A 14,756-nucleotide genomic window follows, 5' to 3' on the forward strand; every position below is an offset into this window, starting at 1 on the left:
GCAAGGGGTTAATGCCGATATGAGCAGTCTTTCGGATTCTGCCACGGGTTCTGTTCCCTCCAAAGCACGCGCCGGACGCATGCACCACAAACTGCTCGCGGCCTTTCAGCCCCAGCGGCTTGAAATGCTCGACGAAAGCAGCCGCCATGCCCACCATGTTTCCATGGTGCGTGGCCCGGATGCGGGAGCCACCGAAACGCATTTCCGTATGCTGATCGTCTCCAAGGCGTTTGAAGGCGTCAGCCGCGTTAACCGTTCACGCATGGTGCATGATGTGCTGGCCGATGAACTGAACAGCGGGCTGCACGCTCTTGCACTGACCCTGCGCACCCCGCAGGAAGAAGAAAGCCATACGGCATGAGCCTGTGGCAACATATCCGGCGCAGTGCCCTGCTGTTACCCCTGCTGCTGGCCGCGTGCGCTGGCCAAGGCATGCAGGGCGCATCGTCAGAACGCGATATCGCGCGGGTCGAGGCGTATTTCCATACGGTCGACCTCAAGGCGGCTCCTTTCTCGCAGGTCTGGCCTGATGGTGCCGTGGGTAGCGGGGAACTGGCCTACCATCCCGGCTATCTGGATATGCGCTTTACCGCTCCGCACCCCATGACCCTGCATGCCGAAGGCCGCCATGCTGTTTTTACGGACAGTGCGACAGGGGCTGAAACCCGCATAGGGCTGGCCCATAACCCGCTTGGGTTGCTGCTGGACAACCCGGTGCATCTGGGGGGCGCGGTGACCGTGACCGATATCCGCCATGCCCCCGGCGTGCTCCAGCTTTCCCTCGCCCGGACGGATAACCCGTCGCAGGGGCTGGTGACGCTCCGCTTTCGCGATTCTGCGGCGCGTCTGGCACTCTATGAGGTGCGGATTGTCGATGAACGACGCCGTGTGACGGTGATTACGCTGGGGTCAGGCTAGGCTCAACCGGTTGCAGGGCGGAGGGCTGGCTGCCAAAAACGGTGGGCCAGCATTCCACCAGCGCCTGATCCAGTGCGGCCATATCCGTATCAAGCCAAGGCGGCGAAAGCTGGTAACGCCGAACTCCCTGATGCCACAGGGTACGATTCCGTCAAAATCTTCCAGCCGGGGGGCAAGGTTTATGGCAATGCCATGCCAGCTTACCCAGCGTGAAATGCGCACCCCGATTGCGGCAATTTTTTCTTCCATGCCGCTGGCCGGGTCTTGCACCCATACGCCAACACGCCCTTCGCGCACTTCTCCTTTAATGCCGAAACGCGCGAGAGCCGCGATAATCCAGCGTTCGAGTGCCTGTACATAAGCACGCAGGTCGCGGGCGGGAACATCCCCATGGGGGCGTTGCAGGTCAAGCATGGCATAGGCAATGCGCTGGCCCGGCCCATGGTAGGTCCACTGTCCACCCCGTCCGGCGGGGTAGGTGGGGTAACCGGCGGGGTTGAACAGGTCTTCCGTCCGGGCGGAGGTGCCTGCAGTGTAAAGCGGCGGGTGTTCGAGCAGCCAGACGCGCTCTGGTACCCCCGTTGCCCGGATGTCGCGTGCAATCTGCTCCATGCGCGACAGGGCCTGCGGGTAAGGAACTGTTTTTTTGCTGATTTCCCACAAAATATGTTCTTTGGTCATTGCCGCGTGTCCATGGTTCGGTTATATGCCTCTCACCACACGGTATCGCCTTTTTGGTACCGGTTGTCACGGGCGGTCGTGGCGGAATGGTAGACGCGCAAGCTTGAGGTGCTTGTGGGGGAAACCCCGTGGAAGTTCGAGTCTTCTCGACCGCACCATTTTTCTCCAGAAAAATGACAAATTCAGAATCCCTCCCTGGTAAGGGGAGGGGCTGTTTTTGTGTCTTCGGGTCCGGCACTGATCCGAATTTGGCCTCTGGCCTGTCATATTCGCGCCGTTCTTTTCCTGTCTATGGGAATGGCCGCGCGAGCGGAGATATGTAACAAGAGATACTATTGGCTGGCAGAGTGGAGCCGTGTTGCCCCAAGGATGGGTGGCGGCGTGTTCTGGTCTGGTGGCACGGTCTGGCTGGTGGCGACATGCTGCATGGTCGGTCTGAATGGTTGAGACTCAACGTGATTTTCTAAGGTGTGCATTCGTGTCCAAACCCAAGCCTTTACGTAAAGCAGTTCTGCCGGTTGCAGGGCTGGGAACGCGCTTTCTGCCGGCCACCAAGCCATGCCCAAGGAAATGCTGCCGGTTGTAGACAAGCCCCTTATCCAGTACGCGATCGATGAAGCACGTGCTGCGGGTATCGAGGAATTCTGTCTGATCACGGGGCGCGGCAAAGATTCCCTGATTGATTATTTCGATATTGCCTACGAGCTTGAAACCACGCTGAAAGAACGCAACAAGCTGGATTGTCTGGAGGCGCTTGGCCCCAGCTCCATTCAGGCCGGTTCGCTCATGGCAGTGCGCCAGCAGGAGCCGCTTGGTCTGGGACACGCCATCTGGTGCGCACGCGCATTCATTGGTGACGACCCGTTTGCCATTCTGCTGCCGGATGATCTGGTTCAGTCTGAAAAAGGCTGCCTCAAGCAGTTGGCCGAAGCGTATAATGAAACGGGCGGCAGTGTTGTGGCAGTGTCGGAAGTGCCGCGTGAGCACACGAACCGCTACGGTATTCTCGATGTTGGCAAGGATGACGGGCATCTGGTCGAGGTGCGCGGGCTGGTTGAAAAACCCAAGCCCGAGGACGCTCCTTCCAATCTGTCCATTATTGGCCGTTACGTGCTGACCCCGCATGTCATGCGGCATCTGGCCAAGCTGGAGCGCGGCGCGGGTGGTGAAGTGCAGTTGACCGACGCCATGGCCAAAACCATTGGCGAGGTACCATTCCACGGACTGCGCTACGAAGGTACGCGTTACGACTGCGGCAACAAGCTTGGCTTCCTTGAAGCCCAGATTGCCTTTGCTCTGCAGCGCCCGGAACTGGCTGAGGGCGTGCGCGCCTTCCTGCCCAAGTATGAGGGGCAGAAATAATGACGTTTTCTCACAACTTTGACGCCACCAGCCTGCGTGAATACGATATCCGCGGGATTGTCGGTAAAACCCTGAGCGCTGAGGATGCCTTCGCTATCGGGCGTACATTCGGCAGCATGGTGCGCCGTAATGGTGGACGCACGCTTGTAGTCGGATACGACGGCCGCCTGTCTTCCCCCATGCTGGAGGAAGCCCTGGTGCAGGGTGCGGTGGAATGCGGGCTTGAAGTGACCCGTGTGGGCCGCGGCCCGACTCCCATGCTGTATTACGCCTCGGCCACGCTTGAGGCCGATGGCGCGATCATGGTGACGGGCAGCCATAATCCGCCGGATTACAACGGCTTCAAGATGATGCTGGCGGGTAAGCCCTTCTTTGGCGCCCAGATCAAGGAACTGGGCGAGCTTTCCGCGCAGGGCAATGTTGTCGCGCGTGAGGATGGCAGCGTGCGCGAAGCCGATGTGCGCGACGAATATGTTGCCCGCCTGGTCAAGGACTACGTGGGCGGTTCGCGCAAGCTGAAGATTGTCTGGGATAACGGCAACAGTTCCGCTGGCGAGATTCTGGAAAAGCTGGTGGCGGCCCTGCCGGGCGAGCATATCGTGCTCAATGCTGCTATTGATGGCACGTTCCCGGCTCATCACCCCGACCCGACGGTTGCAAGAATCTTCAGCAGCTTATCAGCGTCGTGCGTGATAATGGTGCCGATGTGGGTATTGCCTTCGATGGCGATGCCGACCGGATCGGTCTGGTGGACAACAAGGGCGAAATCCTGTGGGGCGACCAGACGCTGATTCTGCTGGCGCGTGATGTGCTCAAGACCCATCCGGGTGCGACCATCATTGCAGACGTAAAGGCCAGTCAGGTTCTGTTCGACGAGGTTGCGCGCGCGGGCGGCAAGCCGCTGATGTGGCGCACCGGCCATTCGCTCATCAAGTCCAAGATGGCCGAAACCGGCTCGCCGCTGGCGGGTGAAATGTCGGGCCATATCTTCTTTGCCGATAAATGGTACGGCTTTGACGATGCCCTTTATGGTGGGGTGCGCGCACTGGATATTCTGGCGCGTATGGATGAGCCTCTTTCGGTTTTCCGCGAGTCTCTGCCCAAGACCATTTCCACCCCGGAAGTGCGTTTTGACTGCGATGATCACCGTAAATTCAAGGTGATTGAGGAAGTGGCCGAGCGCCTGCGTAAGGCCGGTGCCGATGTTTCCGAAATCGATGGCGTTCGGGTGAACACGTCTGATGGCTGGTGGCTGCTGCGTGCCTCCAACACGCAGGCCGTGCTGGTGGCGCGGGCAGAAGGGAGCGACGAGGCTGGTCTGGAACGGCTCAAAGCGGCTCTGGTGGTGCAGCTTGAAGAGTCCGGCCTGTCCAGCCCGGATTTTTCGGGTGACAACGCCGGGCACTAAATCTGCTCGTCTGTTATGGTTCGGGCGGTCTGGCGGTATGCCGGGCCGCCCGTTCCGTTTGAGGCGGCTTCAGAATCAGGCCTGCCCTGTCAGGTTTGAATATGTGTCTTGCAGGGAATATATGTTTCAGTTCGCTCCCAGTTACTGATATAGAGGACAAATGTTGTCCCCTTTCATGGACCCTGCCGGACGGCGGATTTCCTATTTGCGCCTGTCAGTAACAGACAGGTGCGATATGCGGTGTTTGTACTGCATGTCGGAAAACATGACCTTCCTGCCCAGAGATGATGTTCTCGATTATGACGAGCTGCTGCGCCTTGCCCGCGTGTTTATGCATCAGGGCGTAAGGCGGCTGCGGATTACTGGCGGTGAACCGCTGGTGCGCAAGGATATCGGGCATTTTCTGCTGGCGCTGCGGCCTCTTCTGGGTCAGGCCGATGAGCCCGGACGGCTCGATGAAATCACGCTTACCACCAATGGTAGCAGGCTGGCTGAATTTGCCGAGTTGCTGGTACGCGCAGGCGTGCGGCGGGTGAATGTCAGCCTTGATACCCTTGACCCGGAGCGTTTCACCCAACTGACCCGGCGCGGCAGGCTGGCGACCACACTCGATGGGATTCGTGCCGCGCGTGAGGCGGGCCTTGCCGTGCGTATCAATACTGTGGCCATGGCAGGCGGAAACGACACCGAGTTTGATGACCTGCTGGATGGTGTGGAGAAATCGGAGCTGATCTGTGCCTGATTGAAACCATGCCCATGGGTGAGACAGGCGATAGCCGGATCGCGCGTTATCTGCCGTTATCCGATGTCCGGACTGATCTGGCACGGCGCTGGACACTGGAGGATAGTCCCCACAGGCTGGTGGGCCAGCGCGCTATGTTCGTGTGGCCGAAACAGGGCAGCGCCTTGGGTTTATTACGCCGTTGAGCCATAATTTCTGCTCAACCTGCAACCGGGTGCGGCTATCGTGCACCGGCAGGCTTTACACCTGTCTGGGGCAGGAGGATGGTGCCGATTTGCGCGGCTGATGCGGGCTGGAGCGGATGATGCCGCACTGGCCGGGATGATTGATCAGGCTATTGGCCGCAAGCCCGCCCGGCATGACTTCATGCTGGACCCTGCCTTGGGGCAGGTTGCTGGGCCGGAGCGGCATATGAGTGTGACCGGGGGTTAATCCGGTATCTGCTCCGTTGCTTTGCTGCCGGACAGTACATCGCGCAGATCATGCTGAAACTGGCCGGGTTGCAGAGGCTGCGGCTGTGTTGGCGCTGGAGCCCAGCCAGACAGAACGGCCATGTGCAGCGGCATAGAAAAACCATCAGTATTGTTTTTATTACAATCCATTGTGCGAGAGTCTTCACTGTTAGACTCAAGCTCTGCTGCGGCTGCCGCAAACAGCATGCGTGAGGTAAAGCGTCGTGGCCGCTGCACAAGGGCGCTGGTTTCGCCCGCAGCCCGCAGGTCGGCCAGCAGGGCGGTGGTGGAGCGGTAGCGCAGGTCCAACCGCTCGCTATCCACAACCGGCAGGGCAAAGCCCGCGCGTTGTAAAAGCTGCACACAGCCCTGCTGGGTAGGCAGGGGCGAAACCCGGGGCGAAACCCCATCGCTCAAGCTAGTTCAGCCCGCTCAAGAGCCGAGCGGAGGGGGCGCAGGGTCGGCAGAATAGGCATGCAGGCCAGAAACAGCCCATCGGGCCGGAGGCTCTGGCGGATCTGCATGAACGTGCCGGGCAGGTCGTTCACCCAGTGTAGCGACAGGCAAGCTACCACAAGGTCAAAACTTGCCGGTGCAAAGGGCAGGGCTTCCGGGCTGGCGCACAGCGCATGAGGTGCACAAAGGGCGGCCTGCCGGGCTGAGATATCCATGGACAGTGTGGGGATATGCCGCTCTGCCAGCATCTGGCTGACCAGCCCACGGCCGCCTATATCCAGCGCTGCGGTAAAGGGGCGCGCGACATCATCCAGCCGGTCTGACAGGATTGCGGTTGCGGCGTCCAGAATGGGGCTGATCAGGGCCTGTCTGCCTGCGGCCCTGTCCCTGTGGAGCCTGATGGCGCGGTGGTCGAAGATGGCGGGCGTGTTCATTTCGCTGGTGTGCGCGCTCAGGCCTGTTTTGCCAAGTCTGCCTTTGCCGTTATGACCGCAGGCAGGCTGTTGAACGGAGGCTGGGCTATGGGTGCGCATATGCTGCGGGTGGCAGGCCGGTTCGTGCTGGACAGGCTGTACCCGCCTTCCTGCCTACTGTGTGGGGCTGATACGGTGCAGGCCGGGCTGGTCTGTGGGGCGTGTTTTGTGCGCCTGCCATGCTGGGGCCTCCATACTGCAAGGCGTGTGCGCAGCCTCAGGCTTCCAGCGCATTGCTGGGAGCAGACGGCCTTTGTGCCGCCTGCGAGCGGCGGCACCCGGCATGGGATCAGGGGCGTGCGGCTTTTGTGTACGATGCCGCGGCACGCGACATGATCCTGCGGCTGAAATATGCGGACCAGATTGATTATGCAGCATTTCTGGCAAAGCATATGGTCCGGGCGGGGCAGGATGTGCTGGTGCCGGGTGCGCTGGTGGTGCCTGTGCCGGTGCATCGGTGGCGGCTGCTCTCGCGGCGCTACAATCAGGCGGCTTTATTGAGCCGCCATATCGCCAGAATGCAGGGCAGCGAACATGGGCCGGATGTACTGGAGCGCCTGCGCGCCACGGTGCGGCTTGCCCGTTTTTCGCGCGGGGCAAGAAGGCAGGAAATGCAGGGAGTCATGCGGGTTCGGGCGCGTTGGCGTGGTGTGCTGCGCGGGCGCACGGTCGTGCTGGTTGATGACATGCTGACAACAGGTGCCACGGCAACAGCCTGTGTGCAGGCTCTGCGAGAGGCCGGTGCGCAAAAGATACACCTGCTGGTGGCTGGTGTAGTGCCTGAGCGGCCCGGGCTTGATATAGATTTGCAGGAAATGCACTAACAACTCTGTCAGATCCCGCGTGGCATCACCATGTGATAGGCGAAAGCTTCGGGTGTCAGAGGAAGTGCAAGAGAGAGCTTATGTCAGAGATTGTTATCTATACCCAGCCGGGCTGCCCATACTGCCGCCGGGCCGTGTCCCTGCTGCAAAGCAAGAACGTGCCGTTTAAGGAAATCAATGCGCCGCACGGCACCGCCGAGCGCGAAGACTCCATCCGTCGTTCAGGTGGGCGGACGACCGTGCCGCAGGTCTTTGTGGGCGATACAGCGCTGGGTGGGTGTGATGACCTGATGGCGCTTGAACGCTCGGGCCGTCTGGATGCAAGCCTTGGTATTGCCTGAATATGGCAGCCGGTGCCTGCGCGTGAGTGGATGGTAAGGGAGAGGCGCAAGAGATGATCTGCTACCGCCTGCGCTGTGCTGATGGCCATCAGTTTGAAGGATGGTACAAGGACAGCGCGACTTTCAGCCGCTTGCGCGAGGCTGGCATGCTGTCCTGTGCTGAATGTGGCATGGCCGCTGTGGATCAGGCCCCCATGGCGCCTGCCATCGTCAGTGGTGGGCGGCGGCAGGAAGCCGCGCCACAGGTGCAGGACACGCCTGCCGTGGCGGGTGCATCCGGCCAGAATCAGCCTGTGCCCACTGGGCAGAGCGGCTCTGAACCCTTGAGCGTTAGCGAAGAGGACAGGATTCTGGGTGCGCTGAGGCAGATGCGCGAGATGGTTGAAAAAAACTGCGAAAATGTTGGTGAGCATTTTGCGCACGAAGCGTTGCGGATACATCATGGCGAGGCACCGGAGCGCGGTATTTATGGAGATGTAAGCGCGCGGGACCGTGAAATGCTGCACGATGAAGGTGTGCAGTTTCACGCCATCCCGTGGGTAAGCAAGACCGATAGCTGACGCCGAGCCAGCATAACGGGGCGGCCGCGCAATGCGGGGTTTGTCATTTATGGCTTGCGGCAAGGAGTAGGCACATGAGTGGACAGAGCATGGCAGCGCGTTCAGGCCGGTGGTTTAGCGGTAATATGCGCGGTTGGGCGGCCGTTTTTGCCTTCTGTGCGCTGCTGATTGGCGGCGGCTTTAGGCCGGCTATGGCAGCCTCAGAAGGAACGCTGATGGGTTACTGGCTGAGTCAGGACCATGATGGTGTGTTTCTGGTTCAGCAATGCGGCGATGTCGTGTGTGGGCACCTTGTTGGGCTACAGTACGAAGGCACGGACGTGCCGCGTGGGCATGATGGCAAGGTGGAATGCAACCTCATGATGCTGACGGATTTCCGGCCCATGAAGGAGAATACCCGCAAGTTGCAGGGGCATATTCTCGACCCCGATACAGGGCATGTATACGATGCTCAGATATGGGCGGATGGGCCGGATGTGCTCAAGCTCCGGGGTTATCTGGGCCTGCCGTTATTCGGGCAGACCCAGACATGGACACGCTATACAGGCCCCGCCATGGGCCCGATGTGCAAAATGCCCTGAAGCCGCTGCCGGTGCCCTGCGCTGCCGCAGGCGCCACCAGATAAAACCTGACAAATCAGCGTTTTATGAACGACGCAATGTAGTTCACGCTCAGGTCTCGCGTTTCTTTCCAGCTATTGGCCCAGCCTGCGGGGCCGGGTGTCAGGCCGGTAATGGTCTGCATATCCAGCCCTGCGGCGCGGGCCTGCCGGGCGAGGTCTGATGGGCGGATGAATTTTTTCCAGTCATGCGTGCCTACGGGCAGCAGGCGTAGCAGGTATTCTGCACCGACTTTGCCAATGGCGAATGAGCGCAGGGTGCGGTTCATGGTCGAGACAATAACCGTGCCGCCCGGTTCCACCAGTGCACTGAGCAACTGCATGAACGCCTCGGGGTCTGTCACATGCTCAATGATTTCCAGCGCGATAACGGCATCAAAGCGTTGCCCTTCAGCCACCAGATCTTCCGCACTGCCATTGCGGTAGGTGAGCGGGCCTGAACCAGCAGGGAGAGGGTGCGCCTCAAGATGGGCGCGGGCAGCGGCGATTCCATCTGCCGAGGCATCAAGCCCCAGCACATCATGCCCAGCCGTGGCGAGCGATTCGCTGGCCAGTCCCGCACCGCAGCCGATATCGAGCAGCCGTACCCGGCGCGATGTCCGGCCACGCAGGGGCAGGTGGCGGCTGATCCATTCTGTCCGCACGGTGTTCATGGCGTGCAGGGGCCGCATGGGGCCTGTGGGGTCCCACCATTGTTGGGCCAGCGCGCTGAAGCGGGCGATTTCCTCGGGGCAGACAGAGGCGTTTGTCACGGGGCCGGGGGCCGCGTTCAGGGGCATGCCCTGCGGCATATCCGTTGGAGCGCTGGTGGCTGGCATGCAACAAATTCCTTTACTGCTGGTCTCCCCGCTGGACGAAAGGGGGCCGGGGAGGCTATGTGACGCGCCTTGTGAAGCCGCGCAACCGCCCGGAGAGCTTTATATCCTTCATACACGGGAGGGAAAGCTGGGGCGGGGGTTTTTCGTGGCCCGTTATTTCGCGGCGTGTCTGGTGGAGAAAAACGTATGTCCGGTTCCGCACCCCGGATTGTCATGAAATTCGGCGGCACGTCCGTGGGCGATCTTGATCGTATCCGGGCCGTGGCCGAACGTGTCAAAAAGCAGAAAGACGCCGGCTGCGATGTTCTGGTGGTTGTTTCTGCCATGGCGGGAGAGACCAACCGGCTGGTGGGCTACTGTCAGTCCCTGTCCCCCCTGCACGACCCCAAGGAATACGATTCGATCGTAGCCACGGGCGAGCAGGTAACAAGCGGGCTGCTGGCCATTGCATTGCAGACTCTGGGCGTGCCCTCGCGCTCCTTTGCCGGGTGGCAGGTGCCGATCGAGACCGATTCCGCCCATGGCAAGGCCAGTCTGGACCGTATTGATGGCGAACGCCTGCTGGGCGCCATGGCCGAGGGCGTTGTGCCGGTTGTGGCGGGCTTTCAGGGGGTTGCGCCTGATGGCCGGGTGTCCACGCTGGGGCGTGGCGGGTCCGATACGTCGGCTGTTGCACTGGCGGCGGCCATCCGGGCTGACCGATGCGATATTTATACCGATGTGGACGGGATCTACACGACCGACCCGCGTATAGTCGCCAAGGCGCGCAAGCTCGACAGGATTACCTACGAGGAAATGCTGGAACTGGCCTCCGTAGGGGCCAAGGTACTGCAGACCCGCAGTGTTGCGCTGGCCATGCGCCAAGGCGTGCGGGTGCAGGTGCTGTCCAGTTTTGAAGATGGTCCGGCGGTTATGGAAGGCCAGCTTCCTGGATCTCTGGTGGTGGATGAGGACGAAATCGTGGAAAAGAAACTGGTCACCGGCATTGCCTATTCCCGTGATGAAGCCAAGCTGTCTGTCCGGCGCATTCCAGACCGGCCCGGCATTGCCGCAGCGATTTTCGGCCCGCTGAGCGAGGCGAATGTCAATGTGGACATGATCGTGCAGAGCACGGGCGCGGATGGCACCACCAACATGACTTTCACCACCAGCAAGACCGATCTGCCGCGCGCCATAGACGTGCTGGATTCCGTGCGTGAAGCCGTGCAGTACGAGGAGCTCCAGACCGACCCGGATATCGTGAAGGTTAGCGTGGTTGGCACGGGCATGCGTTCGCATGCCGGGGTGGCCAGCATCATGTTCCGCACCCTGTCCGAGCGCTCGATCAACATTCAGGCGATTTCTACCAGCGAAATCAAAGTGTCCGTTCTGGTCGCGGCAGAATATGCCGAACTGGCCGTGCGCGCCCTGCATACCGCTTATGGGCTGGATAATGTCTGAGGTGCTGCCCGCAGAGGCGGAACTGGCTCCCACGCAGGCCGAGCTCCAGCGCGCTCGCGCGCGGCTTGACCGGCTGTGGCAGCGGGGCACGGCGTTTCTGGGAACGCCCTATGCCATTCTTGGCGGTGCCATGTCCTGGCTGAGTGAGCGGCATCTGGTTTCGGCCATTTCCAATGCGGGCGGGTTTGGCGTTATTGCTTGCGGTGCGATGGAGCCCGATCGACTGGCGGAGGAAATTGCCGCCACCCGCGCCATGACCGATCGCCCATTCGGGGTGAACCTGATTACCATGCACCCCCGGCTGGATGACCTGATCAAGGTCTGTCTGGACGCGAGTGTCACGCATATCGTGCTGGCGGGGGGTATTCCGCCGGGTGCGGCTATCAAGGCCATCAAGGAAGGCGGGGCAAAGGTCATTGCCTTCGCACCAGCACTTGTTCTGGCCAAGCGCCTGATCAAGATGGGCGTTGATGCACTGGTGATTGAGGGAACGGAAGCCGGTGGCCATGTCGGCCCGGTTTCTCTAACGGTTCTCGCGCAGGAAATCCTGCCGGTCATTCAGGACGTGCCCGTGTTTGTTGCCGGTGGTCTGGCGCGGGGCGATGCTCTTCTGGGGTATCTGGAAATGGGGCCGCGGGTGGCCAGTTCGGCACGCGCTTTGCTGCCGCCGAAGAAAGCATCGCCCACGAGAAGTTCAAAAAAGCCTTCCTGCGTGCCGCCGCGCGCGATGCGGTGACATCGCCCCAGCTTGATGAGCGCTTTCCGGTCATTCCTGTGCGCTCGCTGGCTAATGAAGGCGGGCGTAAGTTTGTGGCGCATCAGGCTGATGTCATTCGCCGCTTTCAGGGTGGCGAACTGACGCGCGAAGAAGCCCAGCTTGAAATCGAGCATTTCTGGGCCGGTGCCTTGCGGCGTGCCGTGATTGATGGTGATGTGGAAAACGGCTCCGTCATGGCGGGGCAGTCGGTAGGGATGGTCAGGTCTGTCCAGCCTGTCGCGGAAATTATTGCTGACCTGATAGAGCAGGCCGTGTTAGCTCTGGTCGGGCAACAAAGACGTATGGATGCCGATGGCTGAACACACACACGGTCCAGAGCAAGTGCAGGGCAGTTCCACACCGCCTCTGCCTGATGTGGCCATGATCGGTGTGGGTGAGGCATTGCGCCAGCGGCGCGAGCAATTGGGGTGGTCGCTGGATGATGTGTCCGGCTGGCTGCGTATCCGTCGTTCCTATCTGGAAGCGCTGGAAAGCGGGCAGGCCGGTATCCTGCCTGCAGAAGTTTATGCCCTTGGATTTTTAAGGACTTACGGACAGGCACTAGGGTTTGACCCCGAAAGTCTGGCCGGGTTCTACCGCAAGGGCAGCCGGGCAGCCGGGCACAGGCCCGAGCTTGATTTTCCCGTTCCTATCCCTGACCGGCGCCTGCCTCCGGCGGTGGCTATTTCCATCGGTCTTGGGGTTGTCGTTCTTAGTTATGTGGGTTGGTACTGCTTCATGGGGCGGGCAACCCCGCTGCCGGAGCCAGTGCCGCCGGTGGCGAGTCTCATGCCCGGAGAGGCCGCGCATAATGCGCCCTCTCCGCAGGTTGCCTCCATTCTGCCAGAGAAAAGCGGCATTCCTGACACAGCTTCAGGTCAAGGCAGGGTGCAGGACGTGCCAGTTCCTCCGCCACTGCCTCAATCACCCGAAGCGGTACAGGATTCGTCTGAATCTGCTTTTTCAGGTGAGGGTGCAGCACCGCAGGCAGCGGGCGCACCCGAACATTCTGCCGAACAGGGGGCTAGTGCATCTGTTTCTGGGGCCGAGGTCGCTCAATCTGCAGCAGCCCCTGCTGGCGGTAGTGTAGTCTCTGGGCCTTCTGCTGGTGGCCAGCCCATGGTGATCCGGGCTGGGCAGGTAAGCTGGATTCAGGTGCGTGATGGTGCAGGCAAGGTTGTTTACGACAAGGTTCTGCAACCAGGTGAAAGCTGGAATGTGCCCGAAGGCAATGGCCCTTATGACCTGACAGTGGGCAATGCTGGTGTATAACAGTGAATGAAGGGGATGTAACAACACCGCCTCTGGGCCGTAACGGTGCAGTGCGGCGGCATCTGGTGCTGAGCGCACAGGCCGTGCGGGATGGTTCGCTGGTTGCCAGTGTGGCTGCTCCGCCTGTGGCGCGGAGTGCCCCGGCAGATGTCGCGCCGTCTGTGCCGCATGCGGCCTCTGATGCGGATAAACTGAACGCGGATCAGATCGAAGGGCAGGGCTTGCGCTAACTCCCTGCCATGGTCATGGCGCTGTTTCTGTTTTGTGTGTAGCCAAAAGCGTTTGTTTTTGGCAGGACAGCACCAGAATTCGCGGGCAAGCCGTGGTGCCGAGCACGGTTCTGTCCGCCAACTGTCGTCTCGACAAAAGGATGTAAAATGAGCGGCTACCGGCCTTACCAGCATATAGAACGACGGAAATCCAGGCAGATCCATGTCGGCAAGGTGGCTGTCGGTGGGGACGCCCCGATTTCCATCCAGACCATGACCAACACCCTGACCAGCGATGCGCAGGCGACAATCGAGCAGATTCGTCGGGCAGAACTGGCGGGCGTGGATATTGTGCGTGTGTCCTGCCCGGACGAGGAAAGCACCGCAGCTCTTGCCGAAATCGTGCGCGAAGTTAACGTGCCGATCGTGGCGGACATTCACTTCCACTACAAGCGCGCTATCGAAGCCGCTCAGGCGGGTGCCGCCTGCCTGCGTATCAACCCCGGCAATATCGGCAGCGCCGAGCGCGTACGCGAAGTGGTGAAAGCCGCCAAGGATTATGGCTGCTCCATCCGTATCGGGGTTAACGCCGGGTCGCTTGAAAAGCACTTGCTGGAAAAATACGGTGAGCCCAACCCTGAAGCGCTGGTCGAAAGCGCTCTGGAACACGCTAAAATCCTTGAAGATCATGATTTCCGTGAATTCAAGATCAGTGTGAAGGCGTCTGACGTGTTTCTGGCCGTTGCTGCCTATCAGCAGCTTGCCGATGCGTGCGACTACCCGCTGCATATCGGTATTACCGAAGCAGGCAGCAAGCGCGCTGGCACGGTCAAATCCTCCATCGGGCTGGGCAACCTGCTGTGGGCGGGCGTGGGTGATACCATGCGCGTTTCGCTGTCCGCCGCCCCGGAAGAGGAAGTGCTGGTTGGCTGGGATATTCTCAAGTCCCTCGGCCTGCGCCACCGTGGCGTGAAGATCATTTCCTGCCCGTCTTGTGCGCGTCAGGGCTTTAACGTGATCGAGACGGTGCAGACACTTGAAGACCGTCTGGCGCATATCAAAACACCGCTGACCCTGTCGATCATTGGCTGCGTGGTGAATGGCCCCGGTGAAGCTGATGACCGATCTGGGCGTTACGGGCGGTGGTTCTGGCCGTCACATGGTGTATTCGGCTGGCAAGCAGGATCACACGGTGCCCGCAGGCGACATGATCAACCATGTCGTGGATCTGGTTGAGGCCCGCGTGGCCAGATCGAGGCGGAAGAAGCAAGGCAAAGCAGGCTGGTGAAGCCGAGCAACTGCCGGATATGGCTTCGGCTAACTAAGCGGCTAGCGGCTTCGGGCTGTCTGCCCGAGGCCGGATCAGGAAACTGGCGCCGGAGTGCGCCGCGCATGGAACTGTTTCGTGCGCGGCGCATGGCGTT

At 60.7% G+C, this 14,756-nt stretch carries 11 protein-coding genes, 1 tRNA gene and 8 pseudogenes; 17 read left to right on the top strand and 3 right to left on the bottom strand.

Translation table 11 applies throughout. The features are described 5' to 3' along the window. Positions 1-19 precede the first annotated feature (19 nt). Together JCM25143_RS00105 and JCM25143_RS00110 are read left to right on the top strand one after the other, a co-directional pair. Entirely contained in the window at positions 20-361 is a 342-nt protein-coding gene (locus JCM25143_RS00105; protein ID WP_025859614.1) for a BolA family protein, read from the top strand. Next, positions 358-918 carry a LolA family protein gene (locus tag JCM25143_RS00110; protein ID WP_025859615.1) on the top strand — a complete coding sequence of 187 codons (561 nt, stop codon included), beginning with the start codon at positions 358-360 and terminating at the stop codon, positions 916-918. Before JCM25143_RS00105 ends, JCM25143_RS00110 begins: the two co-directional genes overlap by 4 nt. Here the strand turns inward: JCM25143_RS00110 and lipB are convergent. Then, positions 899-1,599: pseudogene (gene lipB, locus JCM25143_RS15325) on the bottom strand (lipoyl(octanoyl) transferase LipB). The gene JCM25143_RS00110 and the pseudogene lipB overlap by 20 nt on opposite strands. Positions 1,600-1,671: 72 nt before the next feature. Here lipB and JCM25143_RS00120 point away from each other — a divergent pair. The 5 genes and pseudogenes from JCM25143_RS00120 to moaA all read left to right on the top strand — a co-directional run bounded on the left by JCM25143_RS00120 (position 1,672) and on the right by moaA (position 5,543). Continuing rightward, positions 1,672-1,757 (top strand) — tRNA-Leu (locus tag JCM25143_RS00120). Positions 1,758-2,077: 320 nt separating this feature from the next. Beyond that, positions 2,078-2,961: pseudogene (gene galU, locus JCM25143_RS15330) on the top strand (UTP--glucose-1-phosphate uridylyltransferase GalU). Further along, positions 2,961-4,006: pseudogene (locus tag JCM25143_RS15335) on the top strand (hypothetical protein); the annotation flags it as partial. The pseudogenes galU and JCM25143_RS15335, both read left to right, overlap by 1 nt. A gap of 18 nt (positions 4,007-4,024) precedes the next feature. Further along, positions 4,025-4,369 carry a phosphohexomutase domain-containing protein gene (locus JCM25143_RS25015; RefSeq protein WP_369347341.1) on the top strand — a complete coding sequence of 115 codons (345 nt, stop codon included), beginning with the start codon at positions 4,025-4,027 and terminating at the stop codon, positions 4,367-4,369. Positions 4,370-4,529: 160 nt separating this feature from the next. Beyond that, positions 4,530-5,543: pseudogene (gene moaA, locus JCM25143_RS15340) on the top strand (GTP 3',8-cyclase MoaA). Here the strand turns inward: moaA and JCM25143_RS15345 are convergent. Next, positions 5,540-6,453: pseudogene (locus JCM25143_RS15345) on the bottom strand (methyltransferase domain-containing protein). The pseudogenes moaA and JCM25143_RS15345 sit on opposite strands and share 4 nt — an antisense overlap. A 99-nt stretch (positions 6,454-6,552) precedes the next feature. Between JCM25143_RS15345 and JCM25143_RS22930 the strand changes: the two are divergent. The 5 genes and pseudogenes from JCM25143_RS22930 to JCM25143_RS00160 form a co-directional block, all read left to right on the top strand. Further along, a pseudogene (locus JCM25143_RS22930) lies at positions 6,553-6,627 on the top strand (hypothetical protein); the annotation flags it as partial. Positions 6,628-6,671: 44 nt separating this feature from the next. Then, positions 6,672-7,316 carry a ComF family protein gene (locus JCM25143_RS15350; RefSeq protein WP_234394800.1) on the top strand — a complete coding sequence of 215 codons (645 nt, stop codon included), beginning with the start codon at positions 6,672-6,674 and terminating at the stop codon, positions 7,314-7,316. 80 nt (positions 7,317-7,396) lie between these two features. After that, positions 7,397-7,657, top strand: coding sequence for a glutaredoxin 3 (grxC, locus tag JCM25143_RS00150; RefSeq protein ID WP_025859616.1), 261 nt, complete (start codon positions 7,397-7,399; stop codon positions 7,655-7,657). Positions 7,658-7,710: 53 nt separating this feature from the next. Continuing rightward, entirely contained in the window at positions 7,711-8,217 is a 507-nt protein-coding gene (locus tag JCM25143_RS00155; RefSeq protein ID WP_025859617.1) for a DUF1178 family protein, read from the top strand. 215 nt (positions 8,218-8,432) lie between these two features. Further along, entirely contained in the window at positions 8,433-8,798 is a 366-nt protein-coding gene (locus JCM25143_RS00160; protein ID WP_234394801.1) for a DUF2147 domain-containing protein, read from the top strand. 55 nt (positions 8,799-8,853) lie between these two features. Here JCM25143_RS00160 and ubiG read toward each other — a convergent pair whose 3' ends face one another. Continuing rightward, positions 8,854-9,627 carry a bifunctional 2-polyprenyl-6-hydroxyphenol methylase/3-demethylubiquinol 3-O-methyltransferase UbiG gene (gene ubiG, locus JCM25143_RS00165; protein WP_408735016.1) on the bottom strand — a complete coding sequence of 258 codons (774 nt, stop codon included), beginning with the start codon at positions 9,625-9,627 and terminating at the stop codon, positions 8,854-8,856. 213 nt (positions 9,628-9,840) lie between these two features. On the opposite strand from ubiG, the gene JCM25143_RS00170 reads away from it, so the two are divergent. The 5 genes and pseudogenes from JCM25143_RS00170 (at position 9,841) to ispG (ending at position 14,657) form a co-directional block, all read left to right on the top strand. Then, positions 9,841-11,094, top strand: coding sequence for an aspartate kinase (locus JCM25143_RS00170; protein WP_025859620.1), 1,254 nt, complete (start codon positions 9,841-9,843; stop codon positions 11,092-11,094). After that, a pseudogene (locus JCM25143_RS15355) lies at positions 11,087-12,171 on the top strand (NAD(P)H-dependent flavin oxidoreductase). Before JCM25143_RS00170 ends, JCM25143_RS15355 begins: the two are co-directional and overlap by 8 nt. Continuing rightward, a complete protein-coding gene (locus JCM25143_RS15360) occupies positions 12,164-13,123 on the top strand; it encodes a helix-turn-helix domain-containing protein (protein ID WP_051542676.1) in 960 nt (319 codons plus the stop codon). The pseudogene JCM25143_RS15355 and the gene JCM25143_RS15360 overlap by 8 nt, the downstream one beginning before the upstream one ends. A 2-nt stretch (positions 13,124-13,125) precedes the next feature. Next, positions 13,126-13,353: a hypothetical protein gene (locus JCM25143_RS20495; RefSeq protein WP_051542680.1), complete on the top strand. Its 228-nt coding sequence runs from the start codon at positions 13,126-13,128 to the stop codon at positions 13,351-13,353. Positions 13,354-13,500: 147 nt separating this feature from the next. After that, positions 13,501-14,657, top strand: a pseudogene (ispG, locus tag JCM25143_RS15365) (flavodoxin-dependent (E)-4-hydroxy-3-methylbut-2-enyl-diphosphate synthase). Positions 14,658-14,756: the final 99 nt, after the last annotated feature.

The sequence above is a fragment of the Acetobacter papayae JCM 25143 genome (assembly GCF_000613285.1).
GTDB classification, from domain to species: Bacteria; Pseudomonadota; Alphaproteobacteria; order Acetobacterales; family Acetobacteraceae; genus Acetobacter; species Acetobacter papayae.